This window comes from Planosporangium flavigriseum, from assembly GCF_011947225.1.
Lineage (GTDB): Bacteria > Actinomycetota > Actinomycetes > Mycobacteriales > Micromonosporaceae > Planosporangium > Planosporangium flavigriseum.
Genome location: NZ_JAATVW010000007.1, coordinates 176,014 through 202,728, shown reverse-complemented (window position 1 = coordinate 202,728; position 26,715 = coordinate 176,014). Strand labels below are relative to the sequence as shown.

Annotated in this window: 26 protein-coding genes; 12 read left to right on the top strand and 14 right to left on the bottom strand. The window is 70.5% G+C overall.

The genetic code is table 11. The features are described from left to right. Positions 1-159 precede the first annotated feature (159 nt). Positions 160-984, top strand: coding sequence for a shikimate 5-dehydrogenase (locus tag HC028_RS13105; protein ID WP_168076921.1), 825 nt, complete (start codon positions 160-162; stop codon positions 982-984). Positions 985-1,000: 16 nt separating this feature from the next. Then, positions 1,001-1,645 (top strand): pyroglutamyl-peptidase I, encoded by a 645-nt coding sequence (gene pcp, locus HC028_RS13100; RefSeq protein WP_168076912.1) that lies wholly within the window; start codon positions 1,001-1,003, stop codon positions 1,643-1,645. Positions 1,646-1,656: 11 nt separating this feature from the next. Here the strand turns inward: pcp and HC028_RS13095 are convergent, their stop codons facing one another. Both HC028_RS13095 and HC028_RS13090 read right to left on the bottom strand, forming a co-directional pair. Next, entirely contained in the window at positions 1,657-2,619 is a 963-nt protein-coding gene (locus HC028_RS13095) for a quinone oxidoreductase family protein (RefSeq protein ID WP_168077021.1), read from the bottom strand. Then, the gene (locus HC028_RS13090) at positions 2,619-3,851 is read right to left on the bottom strand and encodes an FAD-dependent oxidoreductase (RefSeq protein WP_168076910.1); all 1,233 of its coding nucleotides are present in this window, start codon (positions 3,849-3,851) and stop codon (positions 2,619-2,621) included. The genes HC028_RS13095 and HC028_RS13090 overlap by 1 nt, the downstream gene beginning before the upstream one ends. A 231-nt stretch (positions 3,852-4,082) precedes the next feature. Here HC028_RS13090 and HC028_RS13085 point away from each other — a divergent pair, with 231 nt between their 5' ends. Then, positions 4,083-6,080 carry a putative bifunctional diguanylate cyclase/phosphodiesterase gene (locus HC028_RS13085; protein ID WP_168076908.1) on the top strand — a complete coding sequence of 666 codons (1,998 nt, stop codon included), beginning with the start codon at positions 4,083-4,085 and terminating at the stop codon, positions 6,078-6,080. Positions 6,081-6,084: 4 nt separating this feature from the next. On the opposite strand, the gene HC028_RS13080 is transcribed toward HC028_RS13085, so the two are convergent. From HC028_RS13080 to HC028_RS13045, 8 genes are all read right to left on the bottom strand, one after another. Continuing rightward, the gene (locus tag HC028_RS13080; protein WP_203981528.1) at positions 6,085-6,675 is read right to left on the bottom strand and encodes a flavin reductase family protein; all 591 of its coding nucleotides are present in this window, start codon (positions 6,673-6,675) and stop codon (positions 6,085-6,087) included. 118 nt (positions 6,676-6,793) lie between these two features. Beyond that, positions 6,794-9,028, bottom strand: a complete 2,235-nt coding sequence (locus tag HC028_RS13075) for a putative bifunctional diguanylate cyclase/phosphodiesterase (RefSeq protein WP_168076906.1) — start codon at positions 9,026-9,028, stop codon at positions 6,794-6,796. Between the two features lie 142 nt (positions 9,029-9,170). Beyond that, complete coding sequence (locus HC028_RS13070) at positions 9,171-10,670, bottom strand: catalase (protein WP_168076904.1); 1,500 nt, start codon at positions 10,668-10,670, stop codon at positions 9,171-9,173. Positions 10,671-10,984: 314 nt separating this feature from the next. Then, complete coding sequence (locus tag HC028_RS13065) at positions 10,985-11,212, bottom strand: hypothetical protein (RefSeq protein ID WP_168076902.1); 228 nt, start codon at positions 11,210-11,212, stop codon at positions 10,985-10,987. A gap of 41 nt (positions 11,213-11,253) precedes the next feature. Beyond that, positions 11,254-11,631: a glycosyltransferase family 2 protein gene (locus tag HC028_RS13060; protein ID WP_168076900.1), complete on the bottom strand. Its 378-nt coding sequence runs from the start codon at positions 11,629-11,631 to the stop codon at positions 11,254-11,256. A 58-nt stretch (positions 11,632-11,689) separates the two neighbouring features. Further along, a complete protein-coding gene (locus tag HC028_RS13055; protein WP_168076898.1) occupies positions 11,690-12,979 on the bottom strand; it encodes a PP2C family protein-serine/threonine phosphatase in 1,290 nt (429 codons plus the stop codon). A gap of 90 nt (positions 12,980-13,069) precedes the next feature. Continuing rightward, entirely contained in the window at positions 13,070-13,423 is a 354-nt protein-coding gene (locus HC028_RS13050; RefSeq protein ID WP_168076896.1) for an STAS domain-containing protein, read from the bottom strand. An 83-nt stretch (positions 13,424-13,506) separates the two neighbouring features. Continuing rightward, positions 13,507-13,827 (bottom strand): STAS domain-containing protein, encoded by a 321-nt coding sequence (locus tag HC028_RS13045; RefSeq protein ID WP_168076894.1) that lies wholly within the window; start codon positions 13,825-13,827, stop codon positions 13,507-13,509. 138 nt (positions 13,828-13,965) lie between these two features. Here HC028_RS13045 and HC028_RS13040 point away from each other — a divergent pair, with 138 nt between their 5' ends. From HC028_RS13040 to HC028_RS13030, 3 genes are all read left to right on the top strand, one after another. Then, entirely contained in the window at positions 13,966-14,643 is a 678-nt protein-coding gene (locus HC028_RS13040; protein WP_168076892.1) for an HAD family hydrolase, read from the top strand. A gap of 57 nt (positions 14,644-14,700) precedes the next feature. Then, on the top strand, positions 14,701-15,297 hold the full coding sequence (locus HC028_RS13035) for a DUF5709 domain-containing protein (RefSeq protein ID WP_168076890.1): 597 nt from the start codon (positions 14,701-14,703) through the stop codon (positions 15,295-15,297). 108 nt (positions 15,298-15,405) lie between these two features. Next, entirely contained in the window at positions 15,406-15,888 is a 483-nt protein-coding gene (locus HC028_RS13030) for an SRPBCC family protein (protein WP_168076888.1), read from the top strand. Positions 15,889-15,940: 52 nt separating this feature from the next. On the opposite strand, the gene HC028_RS13025 is transcribed toward HC028_RS13030, so the two are convergent. Then, positions 15,941-17,533 carry a phytoene desaturase family protein gene (locus tag HC028_RS13025; protein ID WP_168076886.1) on the bottom strand — a complete coding sequence of 531 codons (1,593 nt, stop codon included), beginning with the start codon at positions 17,531-17,533 and terminating at the stop codon, positions 15,941-15,943. After that, complete coding sequence (locus tag HC028_RS13020; protein WP_239075673.1) at positions 17,533-18,552, bottom strand: radical SAM protein; 1,020 nt, start codon at positions 18,550-18,552, stop codon at positions 17,533-17,535. Before HC028_RS13020 ends, HC028_RS13025 begins: the two co-directional genes overlap by 1 nt. A 112-nt stretch (positions 18,553-18,664) precedes the next feature. On the opposite strand from HC028_RS13020, the gene HC028_RS13015 reads away from it, so the two are divergent. Both HC028_RS13015 and HC028_RS13010 read left to right on the top strand, forming a co-directional pair. Then, entirely contained in the window at positions 18,665-20,290 is a 1,626-nt protein-coding gene (locus HC028_RS13015) for a RecQ family ATP-dependent DNA helicase (RefSeq protein ID WP_168076874.1), read from the top strand. 14 nt (positions 20,291-20,304) lie between these two features. After that, complete coding sequence (locus tag HC028_RS13010) at positions 20,305-21,267, top strand: TIGR03557 family F420-dependent LLM class oxidoreductase (RefSeq protein ID WP_168076872.1); 963 nt, start codon at positions 20,305-20,307, stop codon at positions 21,265-21,267. Positions 21,268-21,354: 87 nt separating this feature from the next. Here the strand turns inward: HC028_RS13010 and HC028_RS13005 are convergent, their stop codons facing one another. After that, positions 21,355-21,765 (bottom strand): DUF2795 domain-containing protein, encoded by a 411-nt coding sequence (locus tag HC028_RS13005; protein WP_168076870.1) that lies wholly within the window; start codon positions 21,763-21,765, stop codon positions 21,355-21,357. Between the two features lie 470 nt (positions 21,766-22,235). Here HC028_RS13005 and HC028_RS13000 point away from each other — a divergent pair, with 470 nt between their 5' ends. After that, on the top strand, positions 22,236-22,691 hold the full coding sequence (locus HC028_RS13000; protein WP_168076868.1) for a hypothetical protein: 456 nt from the start codon (positions 22,236-22,238) through the stop codon (positions 22,689-22,691). 76 nt (positions 22,692-22,767) lie between these two features. Here the strand turns inward: HC028_RS13000 and HC028_RS12995 are convergent, their stop codons facing one another. Then, positions 22,768-23,565, bottom strand: coding sequence for a SigB/SigF/SigG family RNA polymerase sigma factor (locus HC028_RS12995; RefSeq protein ID WP_168076867.1), 798 nt, complete (start codon positions 23,563-23,565; stop codon positions 22,768-22,770). A 364-nt stretch (positions 23,566-23,929) separates the two neighbouring features. Here HC028_RS12995 and HC028_RS12990 point away from each other — a divergent pair, with 364 nt between their 5' ends. The 3 genes from HC028_RS12990 (at position 23,930) to HC028_RS12980 (ending at position 26,620) form a co-directional block, all read left to right on the top strand. Continuing rightward, on the top strand, positions 23,930-24,745 hold the full coding sequence (locus tag HC028_RS12990; protein WP_168076866.1) for a general stress protein: 816 nt from the start codon (positions 23,930-23,932) through the stop codon (positions 24,743-24,745). Positions 24,746-24,802: 57 nt separating this feature from the next. Then, positions 24,803-25,408 carry a hemerythrin domain-containing protein gene (locus HC028_RS12985; RefSeq protein ID WP_168076865.1) on the top strand — a complete coding sequence of 202 codons (606 nt, stop codon included), beginning with the start codon at positions 24,803-24,805 and terminating at the stop codon, positions 25,406-25,408. A 123-nt stretch (positions 25,409-25,531) separates the two neighbouring features. Beyond that, the gene (locus tag HC028_RS12980) at positions 25,532-26,620 is read left to right on the top strand and encodes a fibronectin type III domain-containing protein (protein ID WP_239075391.1); all 1,089 of its coding nucleotides are present in this window, start codon (positions 25,532-25,534) and stop codon (positions 26,618-26,620) included. Positions 26,621-26,715: the final 95 nt, after the last annotated feature.

Genomic DNA, 26,715 nt, shown 5'->3' with positions numbered 1-26,715 from the left:
GTTAATACCGGGCATAGCCACGCCATGTCACCCGAACGGGATCCTCCCGTACGTGACGCACGCGCTTCGCGAACCCGCCGCCCCCGGGGCGCCGTCCGCGCTGGGGCACAATCACTTCGACCCGGACCCTCGCGGACACGAAAAGGGGCCTGCACCACCATGGGCCGAGAGATCAACAAGGACACCGTCCTGTGCATGTCGCTGGCCGCCCGGCCGAGCAACCACGGGACGCGATTCCACAACTTCCTGTACGACGAACTAGGCCTCAACTACATCTACAAGGCCTTCACCACCACGGACCTCGGGGCCGCCATCGCGGGCATCCGGGCCCTGGGCATCCGCGGCTGCGCCATCTCCATGCCGTACAAGGAGGAGTGCATCCAGTACGTCGACGCCATGGACGATTCCGCGGCGGCGATCCAGTCCGTCAACACCATCGTGAACGCCGAGGGGCATCTGCGCGCCTACAACACCGACTACCTCGCCGTCGCCCACCTGCTCGCCGAGCACGAGGTGCCGCGCGAGAGCACCTTCGCCGTTCTCGGCAGCGGGGGCATGGCGAAGGCGGTCGTCGCGGCGCTACGGGACGCCGGATTCCGCGAAGGCACGGTCGTCGCCCGTAACGGGCAGACGGGTGCCGCCCTCGCGGAGCAGTACGGGTTCGCATGGCAGCCCGAACTGGGCGACAGCCGGCCGCAACTGATCGTCAACGCCACACCCGTCGGGATGGCGGGCGGTCCTGGCGCCGACGACCTGCCGGTCCCGCCCGAGGCCGTCGACGCCGCCAAGACCGTCTTCGACGTCGTCGCGATGCCCGCGCTGACGCCGCTCATCCGGCGCGCGCAGGCGCAGGGCAAGAAGGTGATCACCGGCGTCGAGGTCAGCGCGCTCCAGGCCGCCGAGCAGTTCGTGCTGTACACGGGCGTACGCCCGACCGAGGACCAGGTGCGCCGGGCGTCGGAGCACGCCCGCAGGTCCAGCTGAGACAGCAGGGAGCCACATGATTCGCGTCCTACTCACCGGCTTCGCTCCGTTCGACGGCGCCTCCCTGAACCCGTCCTGGGAGGCCGCCCGCCTGGCAGCCGCTGCCCCGCTCGACGGGTTCTCGCTGACCGCCGTCGAACTGCCCTGCGTGTTCGGGGACTCGATCGCCGAGTTGTACCGGCAGGTCGCCCGCGTCGAGCCGGACATCGTACTGGCGGTCGGCCTGGCGTCCGGCCGTACGGCGGTGAGCGTGGAGCGGGTGGCCGTCAACGTCGACGATGCCCGGATCCCGGACAACGCTGGCAACCAGCCGATCGACACGCCTGTGGTTCCGGGCGGTCCGGCCGCGTACTTCTCCACGCTGCCGATCAAGGCGTGCGTGGAGGCCGTACGCGCGGCCGGCATCCCGGCGGAGGTTTCCCCGACCGCTGGCAGCTACGTGTGCAACCACGTCTTCTACGGGCTGATGCACCTGCTCGCCACGGAACGCCCCGCGACCCGGGGCGGGTTCGTACACATGCCCTGCGCGCCCGGGCAGGTACTCGACGGCGGCCTGCCGTGCCTGCCGGTGCCGGCGGTCGCCGAGGCGCTACGACTGATCGCGGCCACCACGGCGACCGTCGACACCGACGCGCGGCTGGCCGCCGGAACCATCCACTGAGGACAGACCAGCTAGGGCACCAGGATCAGCTTGCCGGTCGTACGCCGGCCCTCGATGTCGGCGTGCGCCCGGGCGGCGTCCTCCAGCGGGTACCGGCCGGTGATCCGCACCGTCAGCGTGCCGTCGCGCAGCCAGCCGAACAACTCCTCGGCGCGCTGGAGCAGTTCGGCGCGCTCGGCGACGTAGTGGGCCAGGGTGGGCCGGGTCAGGAACACCGAACCCGCCTGCGACAGGCGCAGCGGGGCGAACGGCGGCACCGGCCCGCTGGCGTTGCCGTACGAGACGAAGTACCCGCGCGGGCGCAGGCTGGCCAGGGTCGCTTCGAAGGTGCTCGCCCCCACGCCGTCGTAGGCGACCGCGACGCCCCGGCCGTCGGTGAACTCCCGTACCGCCGCCGGCACGTCGTCGTAGCCGACCACGACGTCGGCGCCGGCCTTACGTGCCAGGTCGGCCTTTTCCGGCGTCGACGCGGTGCCGATCACCCGGCCGCCCAGGTGCTTGACCAACTGGGTGAGCAGCAGCCCCATGCCGCCGGCGGCCGCGTGCACGAGCACGTCGTCGCCGGAGCGCACCGGGTACGTCGTGCGGACCAGGTAGTGCGCCGTCAGACCCTGCAGCAGCGCGCCCGCAGCGGTTTCGTCGTCGATCGCGTCGGACAGCGGGATCAGCCGGTCGGCCGGCACGACAGCCTGCTCGGCGTAGCTGCCGGGCACCATCACCCAGCCGACCCGGTCACCCACGCGCACGTCCGTCACACCCGACCCGACGGCGGACACGGTGCCGGCGCCCTCGGAGCCCGGCGTGAACGGCAGCGCGTTCGGGTAGAGCCCGGTGCGGCTGTAGACGTCGGTGAAGTTGACGCCACTGCAGGACACGTCGACAACCGCCTCCCCCGGGCCGGGCTGCGGCTCCTCGACGTCCCGGACGGTCAACACCTCGGGACCGCCGACCCGTTCCACCCGTACTGCTCGCATCACGCCTCCAACGGTTTGCCATCCCCGACATGCTCCGGGCGCAGCCCGACCCCGACGAGGCGGGCCACCGCCTTCTGCAGTGCGGGTACCCTACGCTGGATCCTCATCGGCAACGGCGCGGGGATCGGCCGTTCGGAGCCGAGCACCCGGCCGATCACCACCCGCTGGATGACGCGCTGCAGCAACTGCGTTCCGGCGGTCGGGAAGGCCCGCCGGGCGCGCACCCGGGCCAGGTCGTCCTCGGTCAGCCGCCTCGCGAGCAGCGGACCGGCCAGCAGGCGGGCGGTGGCCACCGCGTCCTGCACCGCAAGGTTGATGCCCACGCCGGCGACCGGTGACATGGCGTGCGCGGCGTCCCCGATCAGCAGCACGCCCGGCGCGTGCCAGCGCTTGAGCCGGTTGACCCGTACCGTCAGGACTTTGACGTCCGCGAACGAGCGGATCTCGCCGACCCGGTCGGCCAGGTGCGGCACCAACTCCGCGATGGCCGCGCGGAACGCGTCGACGCCGGCAGCCACCACCGCGTCGTAGCCGCCCTTCGGGATCAGGTACGCGATCTGCCAGTACGAGCCCCGGTCGATCCCGATCATCATCCGGCCGGTGGCGATCCGCGCGTTGATGCCCTCGCCGTCGTCGGGCCGGCGGGTGAGCCGGAACCACAGCACGTCCATCGGCGCACCGAACTCCCGCGGCACGAGGCCCAGCTTTTCCCGTACGGTCGAATGACGCCCGTCGGCAGCCACCGTGAGCCGCGCGCGGACCTCGACCGGCCCGTCCGGTCCGCGCGCCACGACCCCGCGGACCACCCCGTCGTCCGTCCACAGCAGATCCGCGACCTCGTGCGAGCGGAGCAGGGTGAACCCCGGCCAGCGAGCGGCCTCCGCGGCGAGCATCTCGAGGAAGTCCCACTGCGGCAGGAACATCAGGTACGGGTGGGCGACCGGGAGCCGGGAGAAGTCGACGATCGGATAGACGCCGTCGGCGAAGGTGAACTGCAGCCGCTCCACCTTGCGGTGCGGCAGGCCGGCGACCCGGTCACCCAGGCCCAACTCGTCGAGGACGTCGAGCGTCGACGGATGGACGGTGTCGCCGCGGAAGTCGCGCAGGAAGTCCCCGTGCTTCTCCAGGACGGTCGTCCGGATCCCCCGCCGGACCAGGAGCAGTGCCAGCATCAGGCCGGCCGGACCACCACCGACCACGCATACGTCGCTGTCGAACGCGCCAGCATCCATGGCAGCTCCCATATTTCAACGGGAAGTGAAATATTAGCGCGGCAACCGAGCAACGCGGAACAAATCGGGCGCTGCACCGTGATTACCATCGCTGCATGTACGTGCTGTAACTGTCATTAATACAGTGCGTCAATTGTCTGGCCTAGGTGGCGAAACTCTCAACTCAGGCGCACATCGGTCGATTTCCCGGTAGTTCACCCGGAAGCTCGTCGACACGGTTTGGGGGAAGCCTTGTTCTCCACTGCCGACGGCCTGACGCCCCAGGTCGGCGCCCTTGCGCGGCAGCGTGTCCGCGCCGCCGGACCGCCGTCCAGATCGAGCCGGATCGCGGTCAGCGGGCTGATCGCCGTGGTGCTGACGATGAGCGGCTTCGCCCTGTGGGCGTCCCAGAGCACAGCCAAGGCCGCGAGCCACGCGAGCGCCGCCAACCGCCTTGCCGGGTACTACCTGGAAGCCTCTCAGGCCGCGAGCGAAGAGAAGTCCCTGGAGCGCAGCTACCGGCTCAACGCGACCCCCGAGACCCGCGCCGCCCACACCGACGCCGAACGCGCGCTCATCGCGGCGCTGAACCGGGTGAAGGCGGAGGGCACTGCCGCCGACCGAGCCCAGGCCCAGGCCATTCTCCTGACCCACGACGACTTCCGCGCCACCGCGGCGAAGATGTTCGCCGCGGTGGACCGGGGGGACCTCGCCCTCGCGGGACGGATCGAGTACGGCCAGGCCGAGCCGCTGTTCCGGCTGCAGCACGCCGTCGACGAGGCAGCGGCCGGCCACCGCAAGGCGGCGCTCCGCGAACTCGCCGCGATGCGCCGGGTCAGCGACACCATGACCTGGGGCGTCCCGCTGGTCTTCCTGATCGGCCTCGCCATCGCGCTGGCGCTCTCGACGATCCTGCGCCGTTACCGGCGCGACCTCGACGCCGAGCGGGCACAGGCGGTCCACGACTCGTCGCACGACAGCCTGACCGGCCTGGCCAACCGGCAACTCCTGGCTACCCGGCTGCACAACGCCGTACAGCGCGGTGAGCGGGTCGGGCTCGTGCTCCTCGACCTCGACCGCTTCAAGGAGATCAACGACACGCTCGGCCACCGCTGCGGCGACGAACTGCTCACCCACGTCGGGCCCCGCCTCACGGCGACCGTCCGGGAGACCGACACCGTCGCACGGCTGGGCGGCGACGAGTTCGCCGTCCTCCTGCCCGACGTCACCAACCTCGACGCCGTACTCGGCGTCGTCGAGAAGCTACGCCTGGCCATCGAGAAACCGATCCAGATCGCCGGCGCCGACCTGTCCGTCGAAGCCAGCGTGGGTGTCGTCGTCTCCGGCGAGCACGGCGACGACGCGCAGACCCTGCTGCGGCGCGCCGAGGTGGCGATGTACGTCGCCAAGGCGCGCAACCGCGGGGTGGCCGTCTACGACCCGAGCGAGGACGCCCACGACCCGGACCGGCTGGCGCTGCTGACCGAACTGCGCCGCGCCATGGACCAGCGCGAGCTGGTCCTGCACTACCAGCCCAAGATCTCGCTGGCCTCCGGCGAGGTGTGCGGGGTGGAGGCGCTGGTGCGCTGGGAGCACCCGCAGCGCGGCATGGTGCCACCGGACAAGTTCATCCCCCTCGCGGAGCACACCGGCCTGATCGGGCCACTGACCCGCTACGTCCTCGACCTGGCGCTCTCCCAGGCCCACCGCTGGGCCGACATGGGCCACCCGCTTCAGATCGCGGTCAACCTCGCCGCCCGTAACCTGGCCGACCCCGACCTGGCCGACGACGTGCTCACCATGCTCGAAACCCATCAGGTGCCGGCGCACCTGCTGTGCCTGGAACTCACCGAGAGCGCCATCACCACCGAGCCGGAGAACGCGCTACGGCTGCTCACCCGGCTGCGCGCCGCCGGGGTCTCGCTCGCGGTCGACGACTTCGGCACCGGGTACACCAGCCTCGGCCAGCTCAAGAACCTGCCGATCACCGAGTTGAAGATCGACCGCAGCTTCGTCGGGACCATGACCACCGAGCGCAGCAACGGGTTGATCGTACGCAGCATCGTCGACCTTGCCCGCAACCTCGGCCTCACCACGGTCGCCGAGGGCGTCGAGGACGCCGAGACCTTCACCGCGCTCGCCTCGAACGGGTGCGCGGTCGCGCAGGGCTACCACATGTCCCGCCCGCTGCCGCCCAACGCCTTCGACCGCTGGTACGCCGACACCAGGGCCGTGTACGACGTGGCCTAACGCCTTACCACTCCACCAGGTCGGCAAGGTCCAGGTCGTCCATGGCGGTGCCGGGCGCCTCGCCGATCGGCACCCAGCGACCGAACTCGCCGTGGGCGTACAGCAACGGATCACCGCCGGCGCCGTTGCGCTCGGTGGCGAGCACCTCACCGACGACCAGGAAGTGGTCCCCCACCTGAACCACTTCCCGGCGCGCGCAGATCATCCGGATCGTGACGTCCTCGAGCAGCGGTACCCCACCCGGGCCGCTGCGCCAGCGCGTCGGCGGCGCGAAGCGGTCGGCCCCGCGGCGGGCGAACAGCGCACCGAGGTCGCGATGCGCCGCGCCGAGAAGGTGGACGCCGACGTGGTCGGCGGTCCGCAGCACCGGCAGGCTGCGCGAGTCGTGGTTGACGTAGAAAGACAACAGCGGCGGTCGCAGACTCGCCGCAGTCAGGGACGTGACCGTGAAACCCCTGGGCCCCTCCGGCCCGGCCACCGTTACCACCGCGACTCCCCCGCCGTGGTGACGCAGCGCCGCGCGGAACTCTTCTCCCGCTATCGGGCTCCCCGCGTCGCCGACGAGCCGGCTGTCATCCTCTCGCGTGCTGGCCACCGTCGACCGCCTCCCGTCATGCCGTCTAGGCGCAACGGTAGTTTGTCCGACTCCGGGTCAGCTTTCCGGATCGTGTGATGTGGGCTTCACGTCACCCGCGACCCACCCCCCGTACCGGTTACGAACGGCGCAGCAGCGCCTCGACCTCGCACGGCTCGGTCGGGCGGGCGAACAGGAAGCCCTGCCCGTACGTGCAGCCCAACGTTTCGAGCTGCGAGGACTGCGCGGACGACTCGATTCCCTCGGCGAGCGTCAGCAAGTTCAGCGTCCGGCCGAGCTCCACGATCGTCCTGGCCAGCGCCGCGTCCTCCTGGTTGGTCACGATCCCGTCGACGAACGACTTGTCGATCTTCAGTACGTCCACCGGGAAACGCCTGAGGTAGCTCAGCGCCGAGTACCCGGTGCCGAAGTCGTCGACGGCCAGCTTCACACCCAGCGTCTTGAGCGCGGCCAGGGCTTCGACCGTCGCCGCCGTGTCCCGCATGAGCAGGGTCTCGGTCAACTCCAGGGTGAGGTTCGCAGCCGGAATGCCGGTGTCGGCAATCGCGGCGGCGACGTCGTCGATCAACCCCGGCGCCTGGAACTGCCGCGCCGACAGATTGACGCTCATGTACACGTTCGCGGCTTGCGGGAACGTGGCCCGCCACCGCGCGAGCTGCAGGCACGACTGGCGCAGCACCCACCGCCCGAGCGGTACGACCAGTCCGGTCGCCTCGGCCAGCGGGATGAACGCGCCCGGCCCGATCAGGCCCCGCTCGGGGTGGTTCCACCGCACCAGGGCCTCGACGCCGACCAGCCGCGTGCTGCTCAGCTCCACGATCGGCTGGTAGTGCACCACGAACTGCCCCTCGACGAGCGCGCGCTCCAGCTCGGAGCGCTGGCGCGCCTCCGCGAGCAGGTCGGCGTGCATCGCCGGGTCGAAGATCGCGTACTGGTTGCCACCGCCGGCCTTCGCCGCGTACATCGCGAGGTCCGCATCGCGAAGCAGTCCGTCGGCGTCGGAGCGCGCCGGCCGGTCCGGTCCCTGGATCTTGAGGATGGCGACGCCGACGCTCGCCGACGCCACGATCTGCTGGCCGTCGATGACGGCCGGCAGCCGGACCGCCTCGACGAGCCGCTGCGCGACCCCGGCCGCGGACAGCTCGGTGACGTCGTCCTCCACGAGGACCGCGAACTCGTCACCGCCCAGGCGCGCGACGGTGTCGCTGGGGCGCAGCTCGTCCCGCAGCCGCTGGGCGACGGTAGCCAGGAGCTGGTCGCCGGAACCGGGCCCGAGGCCGTCGTTGACGAGCCGGAAGTTGTCCAGATCGACCAGGAACAGCGCGATCGAACTACCGGTGCGCTGGCCACGGGCGATGGCGTGGTCCACCCGGTTGCGGAAAAGCGCCCGGTTGGCCAGCCCGGTCAACGGGTCGTGGAAGGTGTGGTGGCTCAGCTGCTCCTCGAGCGCCTTGCGCGCGGTGACGTCGTGCGCGTTGAGGACCAGGCCACTCAGGTCACGGTCGTGCAACTGGTTCGCGCCGGCCAGTTCGACGTGCCGCCAGCCGCCGTCACCGCCGCGCAGCCGGACGTCCAGCCGCGCGACCGTACCCGGTTCGGACCGGCTCACCTGTGCGAACCACGCCCTGGTCCGGGCGACGTCGTCGGGGTGCACGAGGGAGAGCGACGACCGTCCGATCAGCTCGTCCGGCGCGTACCCGAAGATCCGGGTCATCGAGGGGCTCTGGTAATGGATCCGCCCGGCGGCGTCGACCACGACGACGCCGTCGGAGGCGTGGTTCACGAGGGCGAGGGCCCGCTTGTCGTCGCGCCGCCAGTCGGCGTCGCGCGTCTCTCGGCTGGCCGCGAGCGCCACGGACAGGATAGCCAGCACGAGCAGGGTGCCGGCGAGGCCGATCGTGGATCCGTCGTCGACGAGGCCTGTCGCGGTCGCCAGACCGACGAACCCGAGCACGCACAGCGCCCCGTAGCCGGCGACCACCCGCGCGGAGTACCCGACGCAGGCGTAGAGCAGGACGATGGTGTAGGCCCCCGGGTAGAACACGGGGCCCTGCGGGTCGTTGGCCGCGAGCGCGGTGATCCCGGCCCACTCCATCAGGCCCAGCACGTACGGGGCCAGGCGGGCGAGCGGGTATCGGTACAGCCGGCGCCAGGGCAGCCGGAGCGCGGCGGGAAGCAGTACACCGACGGTGAGCATCGGCGCGACCCAGGGCTGCTCAGCCGGGTAGGCGCCGATGACGACCAGCACAGCGCCGAGCGCGGACAAGGCGCCACACACCACGAGGCCGAGGCGAACGTGGCGCAGCCATGCCTCGACCTGGTGCTCGTCTACCACCGTGGTCCTGTTCCGCACACTGCGCCATCGGAATTCACCGACCAAACTTGAGCGGAACGACCAGAAGTTATTGCGCGTAGTGCACGACACCATCAGGCCCCCGGAACGGCCGAGGCGCCGGGTGGCGGGCCCGCCACCCGGCGCCGGGTCTAGCTATAGATCAGGCGCGCACCGCACTGTAGTCCAGACCGAGGCCCTCGGCGACGCGGCGACCGTACTCCTCGTCGCACTGGGAGAAGTGCCAGACCATCTTTTCCTGGATCACCTTCTCGCACTGACTGAGCAGCGTGACGAAGTTCTTGATCAGCTCGTCGCGCTCCCAGTCGTCGAACTTCCGGTACTGCTCACCGGCCTGCTTGTAGTTGTTCTCCCGCTCGATCGGGGCCCGCATGATCTGACCGGAGACGAACGGCCGGTACTCGCGGTAGGACTCGTCGGCCTCACGCAGACCCGCGATGGTGGACGGTTCGAAGTTGATGTGCGGGTTGGCGCCCCGCTTGTCGACGTGGTACGACATCTGGCCGCCGTCCTGGTTGGTGCTCACGACGACGTCCTGCCGCGGCGCGTTGATCGGCAGCTGCAGGTAGTTCGGGCCGACCCGGTAGCGCTGGGTGTCCGAGTACGAAAACGTCCGGCCGACCAGCATCTTGTCGTCGGAGAAGTCGATGCCGTCGACCAGCACGCCGGTGCCGAACGCGGCCTGCTCGTTCTCGTTGTGGAAGTTCGTGACGTTCCGGTTGAGCGTCATCATGCCGACCGGCAGGTACGGGAACTGCTCGCGCGGCCAGATCTTGGTGTCGTCGAGCGGGTCGAAGTCCAGCTCCGGGTGCTCGTCGTCGCTCATGATCTGCACGTTGAGCTCCCACTTGGGGTAGTCACCGCGCTCGATCGCCTCGTACAGGTCCTTGGACGCGTGCCCCAGCTCGGTGGCCTGGATGGCGTCGGCCTGCTCCTGGGTCAGGTTGTGCTCACCCTGCTGGGTCAGCCAGTGGAACTTGACCAGCACGCCCTCGCCCTGCGCGTTGACGAAGCGATACGTGTTGACGCCCGAGCCACGCATGGTCCGGTAGTTCTTCGGGATGCCGTACGGCGAGAACAGCCAGGTGATCATGTGCATCGCCTCCGGGGTGTTCGACATGAAGTCGAAGATCCGGTTGGGCTCCTGGCGGAACGTGACAGGGTCCGGCTTGAGCGAGTGGATCACGTCCGGGAACTTGATCGCGTCGCGGATGAAGAAGACCTGGAGGTTGTTGCCCACCATGTCCCAGTTGCCGTCCTCGGTACGGAACTTCACCGCGAACCCGCGCGGGTCACGGGCGGCCTCGGAGGAGTCGCGGCCGCCGATGACGGTCGAGAACCGGATGGTGACCGGGGTCTTCTTGCCCTTCTCCTGGAAGAGTTTGGCGCGCGTATAAGTGGAGGCCGGCACCGCATCGTCACCGGTTCCGATCGTCCCGTACGCCTCGAACTCGCCGTGGGCGACGAAGCCGCGGGCGTGCACCACGCGCTCCGGGATGCGCTCGCGGTCGAAGTGGCTGATCTTCTCGAGGAACTGGTAGTTCTCCAGCGTGGCGGGGCCCCGACTGCCGACGGTGCGCTGCTGCTGGTTGTTGTGGACCGGGTGGCCCTGTCGGGTAGTCAATACCGGCTTTTCAGACATGCCCGTCTCCTGACCTCTCGTGCCCGCATTCGACGCGGCCCATCCGGTGAACGCGGTCAGCGTTCACCGGATGGGCCGCACCGTGGCAGGGCGGATTGCTGACTCGCAAGTCCGCCCCAGCCCATCGCGTTTTCTTGAATCAGTCAAGAGTTACCGACGATTGGCGCCAGCACGGCCATGATCAACACAACGCTGCCACCCCCTCTTACCCACTCCCGCTCCTCTCTCCACCCATGATCACGGAGACTTTTCCGTGCCCGAGGGCGGAAATACCTCCGTGATCATGGATCGCGAACCGGTGGGGCGGGACGGGATCAGGCCTCCCCCACGCTGCGCACGACCAGACCGATCTCCCGCAGCGCGTCCTCGCGCTGCTTGCGCTGCAACTCCTCGATGCCCAGCAGCGCGGCGTACTCCGCCTCCTGCTGCGGGTCAGGCACCGCCGACGTACGGTCGAGGAAATCCACCATGTCCTGGCTCGCCGCCGCGTACGCGCGCGCGGCCGCACGCGCCCGCCGCAGCGCCTCGATCTCGTCTGCCATCTACGCTCACCATCCCGGGGAGTAACGCGGTCCCGGTGGCCTTACCCGCGCGCCAGCCGGCCAACCTCGGGCCGCGACCGGGGCCCACTGCCCGGTCCGTCCGGGAAGTACCCGTGCCACAGTTGCGCGTCGTCCAGCCGGGCGAGCGCCGCCTCCACTGCCGGGCGCGGCGCCCGGCGACGCCACAGCGCCCGGGGCAGCCGAGCGGCGAGCTGGCCGACGGCGGCCCGCGCTGCCGGCTCGCGCGCCACCCGCACCTCCGGGAACGCCCGGTGGATCCGGTACGGCGTGCCGTCGGAGGAGCCGTTGTCGACCAGGATCACGGGCGGCCGATCGGGTAGCGCGCGGAGCCGCGCGATCGTTCGCGGCAGGACATCGGCACGATTGCGGCTGGCGATAACTACCGTGATTTGATTCACGACCTTGGTTGTTACCGAGGTCGATGCGCCCAAACGTGATCACCGGGAGTCTGCGGCGTCAGGACACCGCGAACTCCCGGCGATCACGGACAACGTTCGCGGGCTCGGCCGCCCGGCGCAGGACGAGCAGGCAGACGTCGTCTTCGCGCGGGCCGTTGGCCAGCATTTCGGTGGAGACCGAGCCGAGCAGCTCGGCAGCCCCGCCCGGCGCCCGGGCGTACGCGCGGCGCAGCCGCTCGAGGGCCTCGGCCGGATCGATCGACCGGTGATCGACGATACCGTCGGTGTACCACAGGACGGAGTCGCCGGGGCCCAGCCGGAGCCGGTGTTCGGGGTAGGACTCCCCGTCCGGGACGACACCGAGCAGAAGCCCGCCCTCCAGGGTCAGCAGCGTCGCCGTGTCCCCCCGGCGCAGCAGCGGCGGTGGGTGCCCGGCGTTGCTCCAGACCAGCTCGTGGCCGATCGGGTCGTAGACGCCGTAGAGCATGGTCACCAGGTCCAGCTCGGGCAGGCGGGCCAGCAGCGTGTTCACCCGCGCGAGGACCGCGCCCGGGTCGGGGTGCTCGGTCGCGTACGCGCGTACGGCGTTGCGCACCTGCCCCATCACCGTCGCGGCACGCAGGTCGTGGCCGGTCACGTCGCCCACGGCCAGGGCCAGGCGCCCGTCGGGCAGTCCGAAGGCGTCGTACCAGTCACCGCCGATGTCGATCCGCTCGGCCAACGGCAGGTAGACCGCTGACACGTCGACCGTGCCGAGGCGGGGCAGCTCGGCCGGCAGCATCGCGCGCTGGAACATCTGCAGCGCCTGGTGCTCGACCTCCAACTCAGCGCGGGTCTGCTCGGCGCGGCGGGCCGCCTCACGAGCCGCCCGCTCGGCGGCGCGCTGCTCGGTGACGTCGTGGATCGTCCCCCACAGCCGCACGACCCGCCCGGACTCGTCGCGTACGGCCTCGCCGGAGCTCAGGATGTCGAGCACCCGACCGTCCCGGCGGACCAGCCTGAACTCCAGAGTGAAGGGCTTGTGCCGTGCGACGAGGTCGTCGCGCGCGGCCCGTACCCGGGCGATGTCATCGGGATGCACGTGGGCGCCTGCGGCCGCGAAGCTGCCGACGACGTGGTCGACGCCGACGATGGCGCTCAGCTGCCGGGAGAATCTCATGGTGGCCGTGGCCAGGTCATACTCCCAGCTGGCGAAGCCGGCCAGCCGCTGGGCGTCCTCGAGTCTCTGCTCGGCGGAGTCACGGGCGACCTCCGCCACCGCGCGCACCCACCGCCACGCGGCAACCGCGGAGGCGCCACCCAGCAGCAAACCGGCGAGCGCACCCCCGGCAACCCGCCACCTGGGCATGTGTCCTCCTTGACGCGTAGCGTGACGTGCCGCCGCCCGGCGGCGGTCGCCGCCAGCGGTTACCACCGGTGGACCATTCGAACGGGCGGGTCAGCGGGTCGGGCTCTCCTCGCCTGCGGCGTGAACCGGGAACACCCGATTGAGCCCGGTGATCATCAGCAGGTGCTGCACCCGCTGGACGGGCGCGTACAACTCCAGCCCGCCACCCAGCGCGGCGAGACGCTTGTGGAAGCCGACCAGGACGGCCAGACCGGTCGAGTCGCAGAAGGTCACCCGGGACAGGTCCAGCACCAGCCGACCGCCGGCGGCCAGGTGGGGCGCCACGGCGTGGCGTAGCTGCTCGGCGGTGCTGATGTCGAGCTCGCCGTGGATACGCAGCACGGTGCCACCGTTCAGCTCACCGGTCAGCTGTTCGACCAGCAGCGGGGTGCGGGGGGTCGCCATCACTACTCCAAACGGCCGCTTCTGCTGGCTCCCATGATGTCAGTGCGGGGCGGTAAAACCACCCCCACGGGCCGGACGAGACGTTACCCCTGCACTCCGAAGGCATCGGTCAGGCCCATCATGCGCAACTGCTGGCGTACGAACGAGGCCGGGTTGGTGACCGCGAACCCCACCCCCACCGTGCGGGCGGCGTTCTGCCCCGCGGCCAAGGCCCCGATGCCACTGGAGTCGACGAACGTGACATGCAGCATGTCCACCACGATCCGCACCGGCCGCAGGTTCGTCGCGATGCCGATCAATTTGGTGCGTAGCTCGTCGGCGTGGGAGACGTCGATCTCACCGCGAAGCTCGATGGCGACCGCGCCGTCCGCGAGACGGCGGGTGTTCATCAGCCATTCGACCACGGCGCGGCTCCTGGATCCGGGTTATCGTGTCCCTGACTTCGTACCGTAAACAGAGCCGACCGCGAAGGCTGGGGCGTCGTCGGTCACCCACGGCCAGCGTGAGCTTCACGGCACCGGTTTCGGGGTACCAGTCCGCGCATGAACGAATCAGCTCGTGGCGTGCTCTTCGACGTCGACGGCACCCTCGTCGATACCAACTACCTGCATGCGGTCTCCTGGTGGGAGGCCTTGCGGCAGAACGGGTACACCGTCCCGATGGCGCGCATCCACCGGGCGATCGGGATGGGGTCGGACAAGCTCGTCGATCACCTCCTCGGCACCGACCGCGATCGGGGCTCCGACGACACCATGCGCGGCGCGCACCTGGCGCTCTACGCCACGTACTGGGAACGGTTGCGGCCCCTGCCCGGCGCCGCGGACCTGCTGCGCGCCTGCGCGGACCGCGGCCTGCGCGTCGTCCTCGCCTCGTCGGCGTCGAAGAAGGAGTTGGGCGTGCTGCGGAGCGTGCTCGATGCCGATGCCGCCATCCACGCCACGACCAGCAAGGACGACGTGGGCACGAGCAAGCCCGACCCGGACATCATCGCGGTCGCGCTGCAGGCCGGCGGCCTGGCGGGCGATCACGCGCTGCTGGTCGGCGACTCGGTGTGGGACGTCCAGGCCGCGGCACGCGCGGGGATCATCTGTATCGGGGTCACCTGCGGCGGTACGAGCGCCGCGGAACTGCGCGAAGCCGGCGCGGTGGAGGTCTACGACGATCCGGCCGCGCTGTGCGCGAACCTGGACCGCTCCGCGATCGCGAAGATCGCCAGGTGACCCCTGCCGATCCCCGTTTCGAGGTGTCGGAAACGGGGCGGTGGGTAAATCAGCCACATGGTGCGACTACTGGACAACTACCCGGAACCCATCTCCGACCCGGAGTCCCTGGGACTGCCGGAGGTGGCCGACGACGACCATATAGCGATGGAGGAGAGCAGGGCGGAGTCGCCGCGGGAAGCCGACGGCCCGGACCCGGCTCCCCTGCCCGGACGCGCTCCGATGGCGATCGACCGGTACGGGGTCACGCCGGAGGAGGGCCGCCTCGGCGAGTCGCTGGAGTACAAGCTGGCCCGTGAGGAACCGGTCGAAGAGGGCGGCGAGCTGGCCAGCCCGTCCGGGAGCGCACAGGCCGCACTGGTCGACAACCTGCCGGGCGACAACGTCGACCTGGGCAACGACCAGGTCGACCGGCCCCCGCAGGAGGTCGGGCTGGCCGAGGAGCCCCCATTGGAGGCCGACGACTCCCCCGTCTCGCTGTACGACCGGCCGGATGTGACTCCCGGCCTGATCCGGCCGATCGGCCGTCTCGTCGAACCCGACGAGGGAGCACACGAAGACAAGATCAAGGAGGCGGTCGCCTGGGACGCGGGCCCGGACGGCGGCGGGCCGACCGCCGAGGAGATGGCGATCCACGAGACCACCCAGCCGTAAGCTCCCTTTCCATGATCATGATCTCCAATCGGTGAATCTCTACCTGCCGCCGTACGCCCGGACCGCGCAACCGGTTAGTGGGCCAGCCGGGGCGGGCATCCTGTCCGGGTGGCCACAACTGAGTACGTGATCAATACGACCCCGGACCGGGTGTTCGCCGTCCTCGCCGACGGGTGGACCTACAGCGACTGGGTGGTCGGCAGCGCCCACATCCGCTACGTCGAACGGGGCTTCCCTTCGCCCGGCACCGCGATCCACCACAAGGTCGGGCCGTGGCCGCTGTCCGTACGCGACAAGACCGTCGCGGTCGACTGCGAGCAGGACCGGATGCTGCTGCTCCGGGTGGGATTGTGGCCGTGGGGCGCGGGCCGGGTGCACCTGTCGCTCACCCCGGTCGGCGCCGACTCGACCCGGGTCACGATGGTCGAGGACTTCCCCGAAGGGCCGTTGCGCTGGCTGCACACCAAGCTCAACGACTTCGCTCTGCACTGGCGCAACAAGGAGTCGCTGCGCCGCTTGGCCGATCTGGCAACCCGCCGCCAGTCGGTCCATTCTGGACGATGTGCTCCGCCGGGTTCGGCTCAACCGTAGTGCGGCTCACCGTAGTTCGGCTCAACCGTAGTGCGGCTCACCGTAGTTCGGCTCAGCTGTAGACGGCGCGCTGGGCGGCCTTGACGCCGGCCGCGTACAGGTCGCCGGCCACTACCCGGTGGCGCGCCAGGGCGGCCCGCGCGGCGTTCGCACCCGGACCACCGTGTACGCCCCCGCCCGGGTGGGCGCTCGCGCTCGCCAGATAGAGCTTGTCGACCGGGGTGTCGGCCCGCCCCAGGCCCGGTACGGGCCGCAGGAACAGCAACTGGTACAGCGCGGCCGTGCCACCGTTGATCGCGCCGCCGACCAGGCTGGGGTTTTCCGCCTCCATCCGCTCCGGCCCGGTCACGTGCCGGCCGATGACCAGATCCCGGAACCCGGGCGCGGACTGCTCGATGACCCTCTCGATCCGCTCGACATGCCGGTCGATGTCGGCGGCCGTCCACTTCTCGCGGCGCGGCACGTGCGTGTACGCCCACATCGCCTCCGTGCCGGCGGGCGACCGGGTCGGATCCGCCGTGGTCATCTGGCCGACGAGCACGAACGGCCGCTCCGGTACCCGCCCGGCGGCGAGGTCGGCCGAGAAGTCGACCAGCCCCGGCGTGTCCACGCGCAGGTGCACGGTCCCCGCTCGGCGCGCCGCCTCGTTGACCCAGGGCACCGGCCCCGACAGCGCCCAGTCCACCTTGATCGTGGCGTCGTCCCAACGGAAGTGGCGCAGGTCGTCAACGAAGCGATCGGGCAGCCGGTCGGCGCCGACCAGGTCGAGAAAGAGGGCCGGCGCCGGCACGTCGGCGAGGACCGCCCGGCGGGCCCGCCAGTGACGGCCGTCGGCGCTGCGGACGCCGAGCGCCCGCCCGGCGCCGACGATCACCCGGTCCACCGGCGCGTCGAGCAGGATCTCCCCGCCCCGGGCGCGCAACCGGTCCACCAGGGCGTCCGCGAGCCGGCCCGCACCGCCCACGGGCACCGGAAACCCGTACTGCTGGCCGAGCATCGCCAGCAGCCACCCGTACACCCCGCTGCCGACCTCGACGGGTGACAGGTTGGTGTGCAGCGCCAAGCCGGCGAGCAGCGCCCGGCCGCCCTCGCCCTCGAACATCTCCTCACCGAGGATCCGGGCCGGCAGCAGGAACCAGCGGGCCAGCCGCAGCAGGCCGGCGGTGCGCAGCCGCCGGTACAGGGCGAGGCCCGGGCGTACCGGCGGGAACGGCGTCAGCAGCGCGCCGAGCAGTTCGTCGCTCACCTCGGCCCACCGCGCGTACTCGCTGCGCCAACGCCGCCCGTCGCCGGGCGCGAACTCCTCCAGCGAGGCGGCGGTGACGTCGAGGTCCCGGTCGAGCACGGCGGCGCGGCCGTCGGGTAGCAGGTGGGCCAGCACATGCGGGGCGTTGGTCCAGCGCAGCCCGTACTCGTCGAGGCGCAGCGCGGCCAGCGGCGGTGACGCGTACCCCAGCGGGTAAAACGAACTGCACACGTCGGACAGGAAGCCGGGCGCGGCGAGGGGCGCCGAGCGCACCGCGCCGCCCAGGTGGTCCGTGGCTTCCAGGACGATCACGTCCCAGCCCGCGTCGACAAGCATGTTCGCCGCGACCAGACCGTTGGGACCGGCCCCGATAACGACCGCGTCTACCGTCTCACCCATCAAAACGTCCGTTGGTACAGCGCGCAGCCGCGGCACACGTCGGGTGGGTCGTCGGCCGCGAGCCGCCGGCGGAAGTCCCGGTACGCCGGTGAATGCCAGATCTCGGCGAAGCTGGACTCGGACAGGCGCCCGAGCGCGACCCGGTCGTCCCCCATCACCATGCAGCACGGCTGAACCACGCCCTGACTCGTGATGTAGACCGACTCCCAGGGCCAGGTGCAGCCGGGCCGGCCGGGCTCGTGCGGCACCGTCTCCAACCGGGGCAGGCGCAGGGTCAGCCCGTGCTCCTCGGCCGCGCGCTCAGCCGCGTCGAAGGCCTTCCGCGCGGCCGCTGCGGACTCCGGGGAGGTCCACAGCCCGTCGGCGGCCGCGAACTCGCGGATGCCGGCGTACTGCCCGGACGGATCGGTGTCGGAGAAGTCGTGGCTGAGGTTCTGCACCCGTAGCTCGTTGACGCCGATGTCGGCCAGCAGCCGGACCAGGGCGGACAGTTCGGCGACGTTGCGGCGCATCGCGACGAAGACGACCCGGAGCCACGGCGTCGCGCTCCCCGCGGCCCGTTTCGCCGCCACCAGGCCGGTGAGGTTGGCGACGACGGTGTCGAAGGTCGACCCCTTCCGGATGCTCTCGTACGTGTCGGCGGCGGCCCCGTCCAGGGAGACGTGCAGCCAGTCGAGGCCGGCCGCGACGAGTTCGTCGGCCCGCCGCCGGCTCAGCAGCGTGATGTTGGAGTTGAAGCCGACCGTGATCCCGCGCCGCTTGGCCTGCCGTACCTGGTCGACGAGGTACGGCGACAGCAGCGGCTCACCGAGCCCTTGCATGGTCAGCCGCTGCAGCGTCGGCACCCCGTCGAGGATGCCCGCGAACAGGTCCGGTGCCATCGCACCGACCAGCTTGTTGACCGGCGGCCGGTAGCTGACCAGGCACATCGTGCAGCGCAGGTTACAGGCGGAGGTGATCTCCACCTGTAACTCGGTGGGCAGCGGAGGCGCATCGATCCAGGTTTCTGCCGTCGCCACACCCATCCTCGCTCTCCTCTCGCCGCCGGGTGCCTTCCGGCCCTTACCCCACTGCGTCGCCACGAACCACTGAGGGTTTGGCGAGTCCTCTTCCGGGTACGGCGCATAGTCGATGGACGTCACCTCTCAGCTGCGCGCCGCCGCGCGCGAGCGATTCGGCTGGGACGAGCTGCGTCCCGAGCAGGCCATCGCCATGCACGCCCTGATGGCCGGGCGCGACGCCCTCGTGGTGGCGCCGACCGGCGGCGGCAAGTCGGCGATCTACCAGGTACCCGCCACGCTGCTGCCCGGCCCGACCGTCGTGGTCTCCCCGCTGCTGGCCTTGCAGACCGACCAGATCGCCGGGCTCGCGGAGCGCGGCGACGACGCCCTCGCCGCGGTACGGCTCAGCTCGGCGGAGGGCGCGACGGCACAGCGCGCCGCGCTGGAGCGGCTGCAGTCCGGACAGGTCGAGTACGTCTTCGTAACCCCCGAACAGCTCGCCGACCCCGAGAAGCTGGCGGCGATCCGGGCCGCGCGGCCCAGCCTGATCGCCGTCGACGAGGCGCACTGCATCTCCGCCTGGGGCTACGACTTCCGCCCCGACTACCTCCAGCTCGGCCGCGCGATTCGAGAACTGGGGCACCCGCCGGTCGTCGCGCTGACCGCGACCGCCTCCCCGCCCGTACGCGAGGACATCATCGGTCGGCTGGGCCTCGCCGACCCGGAGGTGGTGATCACCGGGCTGGACCGGCCCAACCTGTTCCTCGAGGCGGTGCAGTGCGTCGACGACGAGCAGCGCCGGCAGCGCCTGCTCGACCGCCTCCAGCAGTCGTCTCCGCCCGGCATCGTCTACGTGGCCACCCGGCGGGCGGCCGAGGAGCTTGCGGCCTGGCTGACCGACACCGGGATCCCGGCGACCGCATACCACGGCGGGATGGCTGTACGCGAGCGTAGGCGCCGCCACGAGGCGTTCGCAGCCGACGAAGTACCCGTGATGGTCGCGACCAGCGCGTTCGGCATGGGCATCGACAAACCGAACATCCGCTGGGTCAACCACGTCTCGCTGCCCGACTCCCCTGACAGCTACTTCCAGGAGATCGGCCGGGCCGGCCGGGACGGCGAACCGGCCCAGGCGCTCCTGTTGTACCGCGCCGAGGACACCGGCCTGCGCAAGTTCTTCACCGGTGGGCTGCCGGCGACGAACGACCTCATCCGGCTCGCCGAAGCGCTGCACGCCGGCCCGAAGTCCCGTACGCAGCTTCGGGAGAAGACCGGGCTGGGCCCCCGCAAACTCGGCGAACTGCTCTCGCTGCTGGAGGAGGTCGGCGCCGCGGCGGCGGCCGGCCGGGGCGGCAAGTGGCGGTCACCCGCCTACACCCCGCCGCTGGAACAGGCCGCCGAGGCGGCGCTCGAGCAGGCGCAGCGGCGGCAGACCGTACAGCGCTCCCGCCTGGACATGATGCGCAATCTGGCCGACACGACCGCGTGCCGCGGGCAGACCCTGCTCGCCTACTTTGGCGAGCATCTGGACCAACCGTGCGGGCACTGCGACAACTGTCTGACGGGCGCGGCGCGCGAGGTGGAGGCCTCCGGCGAGGCGGGCCCCTATCCGGTGCACAGCCGGGTCACGCACCCGGAGTGGGGCGGCGGAACCGTCCTGCGCTACTCCGGCGATCAGATGACGGTGCTGTTCGACGACGTCGGGTACAAGACCCTGTCGGTCCCGGTCGTCGAGGAGCAGGGACTACTCACCTAATCGGGAGGAGCTTCGTGGCGACCTTCGGCTACACCATGATGTGCGAACAGGCCGGACCGACCCAGCTGGTCAACGACGGAATCGGCGCCGAGCGGGCCGGCTTCGACTTCGCTGTCATCTCCGATCACTACTACCCCTGGCTGGAGGAGCAGGGCCACTCCCCGTACGCCTGGTCGGTGCTGGGCGCCGTCGCGTATTCGACATCGACCATCAAACTGATGTCGTTCGTGACCTCGCCGATCCGCCGCTACCACCCGGCCGTGGTCGCGCAGCGGGCGGCGACGATCGGCGTCATGTCCGGCGGCCGGTTCACCCTCGGCCTCGGCGCCGGTGAGAACCTCAACGAGCACGTCGTCGGCGCCTGGCCGCACGTGGCCCAACGCCACGACATGCTCGTGGAGGCGCTCGACATCATCCGTCCGCTGCTCGCCGGCGAAACGATCCACCACGGCGGCGAGTACTTCGAGGCGCCGGAGGCCAAGCTGTGGGATCTCCCCGAGAACGGCGTGCCGATCGGGATCGCGGTGTCCGGCCCGTCCTCATGTGAACTCGCGGGCGAGTTCGCCGACGTCATGATCGCCGTCGAGCCCCGGCGCGAGCTGTGCGAGATGTTCGACGCGGCGGGCGGCACCGGCAAGCCGCGGTACGGGCAGGTCGCGGTCTGTTACGGCCCGGACGAGGCGCAGTGCCGCAAGATTGCGTACGAGCAGTTCCGATGGTTCGGCCTGAGTTGGCCGGTCAACGCCGAGCTGCCCAATCCCCGGTCGTTCGCGCGGGCCAGCGACGCGGTGCGCGAGGAGGACGTGGCGGCGGGGATCCCCTGCGGGCCCAATGTGGACAAGCACGTCGCCGCGGTGCGTAAGTTTCTCGACGCCGGCTTCACGCACGTCGCCCTGGTACAGGTGGGCGCCGAGGGCCAGGGGCAGTTCCTCGAGTTCGCCGAGCGCGAGCTGCTGCCCGCGCTGCGGTCGCGCTGAGCCGCTCCTCAGGTAACGGTTCCGGGAGGTCGCCATCCCACGGCACTGTGGGATGGCGACCTCCCGGATGCCGTTGTGGTTTTCACGTCAGACGCGCGTCTCCTCGTTGTGCCCGCCGAGGGCGGCCCACACCTGGTTGACCGTCTCGAACACCTGGTCGGCGGGGAGCGCGCTAAGCATCTCGATGACGTCGTCCGGCGCCTCCATCTCCTCGGCTGCCGCGAGCAGGTCGTCGCGATCGCCGGGCAGCGCCGACAGGGGGATGTACCGTCCGATGCGGCTGCGCGTATCGACCTCCTCCGGTGTCATGCCAGGCGGGGCGCCGGCCCGCTCGAACCCGTGCGGCGCGCGCGTCGGATTCGGCTGGTCCTCGCCGGGCGGCTCAGGATCGCGCCACTCCTCTACCCGGTCGTTGACCAACCCCTGGAGGATGCCGCGAACCTCATGTTCCATCTCGTTGTCGAGCCGTGGCCCATGCTTCGAATTGCCGCGTTCCATGGGGTGTGGGTACCCGCGCCCCAGCTAGCGCAAACCATGGCACAAACGGCCAACCGGTCCGTGTAGCCGTCCGCCGGGATGGGTAATTCATCAATATCCCGCCCGTGACGCGCCGTCGCAGACGGGCGACCCATAGGAGGTGTGCAATGGCTACTGGCCTGTTCCCCCGACGGTCCCACGATGGGCGACGTGCCGCCGATCACGCTATGCCCGCCGAGTCGACGCCCACCGGCGGGATTCCCAGCGGCATGACCACCGCCGGCTCCGCTGGCCCCGCCGGCTCCGCTGACCCCGGCGCGACAATCCCGCAGCGCCGGAGGGCGCCCGGCCATCCGGTTCCCCCGGGCGGCGCGGTAGCGCCGGTCCCGCCCGGTGGCGCGGTAGCGCCGGTCCCGCCCGGTGGCGCGGTAGCGCCGGTCCCGCCCGGTGGCGCGGTAGCGCCCGACACGACGAGGCCTATGCGTCCGTCGATGGCCGACCGACCGGTTGCCGAGCGGGACCGGGCAGAAACCGTCGCCGAGCGGGACCGAGCCGACGCCGTCGCTGATCGCGACCGGGTCGACGCCGTCGACGCCGAGCGGGCCGAACCGGCTCGCTGGGCGCATACCAGTTTCACCTCGACGCTGAGCCTGATCCTCGGGGTGTGTGCCACCCTCGCGGCGCTCAGTGGCCGGCTCGCGCCGCTCGGCGTCGCGATCGGCGTGGTCGGCCTCGTATTCGCAGCAGCCGGGCTGTCCGCGGTGGCGCGCCGGCACGTGACCGGTCACCACGTCGCGCTGCTCGGACTGGCGTTCAGTATCGCCGGCGTCGTACTCGGGATCCTCGCGATCACCAAGGCACTGCCTTGGCTCGATGGCGGCGCCGACCAGGCCGCCCAGCTACGGGACTGGCTCGACGCCCACCTGCCCTGGATGCGCAACTGGTAGTTCTCCATGATCATCGAGAGGTCGGGGCGTCATGACGCCCCGACCTCTCGATGATCATGCCGAGCTAGCCGGCCAGCTACTCCGCCAGCAGGCCCTCCCGGAGCACTCGCAACGAGTGGCCGAGCAGCCGCGACACGTGCATCTGCGAGATGCCGGTCTCGGCGGCGATCTGCGCCTGGGTCATGTTGGCGAAGAAGCGCATCTGAAGAATCCGCTGCTCACGGCGCGGAAGGCGGGCGATCAGCGGACGGAGCGACTCCCTCTGCTCCACCCCTTCCAGCAGCGGATCGGTGCCACCGAGCACCTCGATCAGCTCCGCTCCTGCCGCGGTACGCAGTGGCACTTGCAGCGACAGCACCCGGTACGCCGGAGCGCACGCCAGGCCGGCGATGATGTCCTCCTCCGGTTCGCACAGCGAGGCGGCCAGATCCGCCACGGTCGGCGACCGCCCGAGCCGCTGGGTCAACGGCCCCACCTCACGCGCGATGCGCAGGCGCGACTCCTGTAGCCGCCGCGGTACGCGCAGCGCCCAGCCCTTGTCCCGGAAGTGGCGCTTGATCTCACCCACAATCGTGGGTGAGGCGTAGTTGCCGAACGGCACACCGCGGCGCGGGTCGTACGCGTCCACGGCCTTGATGAGCCCGACGGTGGCGACCTGCACCAGGTCGTCGAGCGGTTCCCCCTTGTCTCGGTATCGCCGTGCCAGGTACGCCGCCAGCGGCCGGCACAGACTGATCAACTCGGCGCGCGGTTCCGCCCGGGCGGGATCTCCCGGTGTGAAGGCGCACATCTTCTGCAGTAGTACGGGAATGCGCTCGTCGAGGTCCCCACCAAACAGGGACGGCCGGTGAGCATGGTCAAGCGCGACGGACATCGTGGTTCGCCCCCTTGCGCACGCAAACCAGTCCGTAGGGCAGGCGCCGCTCCGGGTAGGGCCCCCGACCTACCCATCCGGCCCCGGCCTACGGACTGGTCACTTCGCACAACATCGCAACGCACAACACGTGGCAACGCCCCGCGTCCGATCTGGACGCCCTGCTGGCGGCCACCCCGGCACGGCTACGCCCAGTCGCTACGGCGTCACCGGCACGGGCACGACTCGCTGCCGGTCGGTCTGTTACCGAACCGGCGCGGGCAGCAGCAACTACCGTACGCCCCAGCGCATGATCAGCGAGTAAAGATGCCTGATACGGGTAGCTGGTCTGCGCCTGCCGGCCGGCACCGAGGAGGCGGTACCCGTGACCGATTCGCCGAAGCGCCTTCCCCTCCGCTTCGGCGCGCTGCGCGGATCCCGCCCAGTCATGACCGAACACGCCCAATTAGTCGGCCGTACGCAGGTCGCTTCATTCGCCCGGTACGCCGACGCGCGGCGTACCGTCGACCTGCTCGCCCTCACCCACTTCCCGATCCACCGGGTGACTGTCGTCGGCGGAAACCTGAAACTGGTCACCGACGTTGACGCCAGGATCACCGCTTGGCGCGCGGCGACCCTCGGCGGGTGCGGTGGACTGTGGATCGGCGCACTGATGGTACTGATCGCGGTCCTCGACCGGGCACGTGTCGATGCGCTGCTCCTGGGCCTGTCGTGGGGGCTCCCGCTCGGTGCGGTGTTCGGCGCCGCGCTGGGGCTGAGCGCGTACGCGATCCTCAGCGACCCCCGGGGTCTCCCCTCGCGCTGCCATCTGGTCGCAACGCGCCACGAACTCCACGTCGACGCCGAGATCGCCGCGTCGGCATGGCGCCTTCTCCTCAAGCTCCACCCATCCGGCATGACGCTCATCGATCACGTACCCGCTGAGGTGATCGCCCAGCCCACCGAGCTCGTGCTGATCGAAACGTTCGCCCCGGTCGAGGCGGTGCCTGAAGCGGCCGAGGAGGCACCCGAGCTGGCTGAAGTGCCACCTGAGCCGGCTGAAGCGGCGCCCGAGCTGGCGGGCAGGACCGGCGCGCCCACCCCCCCGCCTGCCGGTCAACATGCCGGCCAGCGCGGTCTGACCACGCCCTGCCGAGCTGACGATTGGACGGTGACCGGCATCGGCGCCGCCATGACTTGATCGTTTCACCAGGTGGTCGATGGGTACGACGTTGACACCTGAGAATCTGGAGGAGTCATGGCGTCAGATGCTGTCACCTTGATCATGAATGACCACCGGATGCTGGAGGACCTCTTCGAGCAGGTCCAAAGCGGCAAGGGCGACCGACGGGCCCTGGTCGAGGAGATCGCCGCGCGGCTGATGGCGCACGCGCAAGCCGAGGAGAAGAAGGTCTATCCGGCGCTGACCAAAGCGGACCCGAGCGAGAAGGACGAGGTCCATCACGGGTACGAGGAGCACGACGAGGCCGAGCAACTGCTCAAGAAGGCCCAGCAGAACATTGACTCGCCACAGTTCGAGCAGATGTTCACCGAGTTCGTGAACGCCGTCAAGCACCACGTGGAGGAAGAGGAGAGCGAGATCCTCCCGGCCCTGCGCGACGCCGTTGACAAGGCCAAGCTGGAGCAGCTCGGCCAGGCATTCACCGAGCTCAGGCTCGACGAACTGCGCAAGGCCGGCTTCGACGCAGAGACCGAGCACGCGGCGGCCTACGCCCGGGGCCGGTCGGACCTTACCGACGCCACCCGGGATGAGCTCTACGAGATGGCCAAGGACGCCGACATCTCGGGCCGGTCGTCGATGTCCAAGACCGAACTGAGCAAGGCGCTGCGCCAGCAGAGCTGAAAGCTTCATCAGCAGCTTCGTGTGGCCGGGGTGGGCGGTTCTCCGCCCGCCCCGGCTCTCTGTCCCATTTCCGTACCAGGGGCCGGGTAGCGGACCGCGAGCGTGAACGGGCAGCATAGCGGCGTGTCCGTGCCCGATCACCTCGCCGCCGTCGTACGCAACGCACACGCCCTCGCCAGCCGCGGTGACCTGCGCGGCGCACAGGTCAAGCTCGAGCAGGCGCTCGACCCAGCCGCCGCCACGCTCGGCGCCGACCATCCCGAGGTCCTCGCCGGCACCCGCCTGCTCGCCTCACTGCACCGCGAACTCGGTGACCTGATGCACGCGCGCCGCCTGCTGGAAGAGGCCCTGGCCGCCGGGCAGTTCACGCTTGGCGAGGACAGCCCGGCGCTGCTGCCGCTGTCGTACGACCTCGCGACGCTCGCTGATGAGCTGGGCAACCGACACGAGGCGCGGCGCAACTTCACCACGGTGCTGCGTCACGGTCCGGCGGCGTTGGGCCCCGACCACGAGTACGTCCAGGCCGCGAGTAGCTACCTTGGCGCCTCTCCGCCGGGAACGGCGGGCCCCGCCGCGCCGCCTCCACCCACCGAGCTCCCGGTTCCGCGCACCGACGCACCGGTTCCGCGCGCCGAGACACCGGTTCCGCGCGCCGAGACACCGGTTCCGCCACCGGCCACCGGTCCGTTCCCGCCACCGTCCGCACCGCGACCAGTCCCACCGCTACCCGCGCCGGAGGTCGCGCCCTCGTGGCCGCCTCGCAACACCGACGAACATCGCCATTCGCGGCTTCCGATGCTGGTACTCGTGCTCGTCGCGGCCATGGCGCTGGTTGGCGGCGGCGTCGCGGCGCTGCTGGTGCTGAACGCGCCTGACCGCCGGGAGGGTGGACGTCCCCAGCCGAGCCCGACGGCTGACGCACTGCGGGCACCCGGCGACCTCAAGCTGCGTGACGACGGCACGTCCGTCACGCTGACCTGGACGGATCCCACAAACGGCAGCGTTCCTTTCGTCATCGCAGGCGGCCGCCCCGAGAGCGGGTACAAAACGCTGGGATCGGCCGGATCCGGCGAGACGACCTACACAATCAACGGTCTCAGTACGAGCGCGACCTATTGCTTTCTGGTCGCCGCAGTGTACTCACCGCAACAGACCGCGCCGTCCTCCCTGACCTGCACCAGGCGCGGTCCGTCCGCCAGCCCAAGGCGCTGACCTGCGCATACAAAGTTTTCCACAGGTGTAGCTCAGGGGTATCGACGCCGCTCGACCTGCGCATAGGATGAGCGCCGGCCATGGGGAGGTGCATC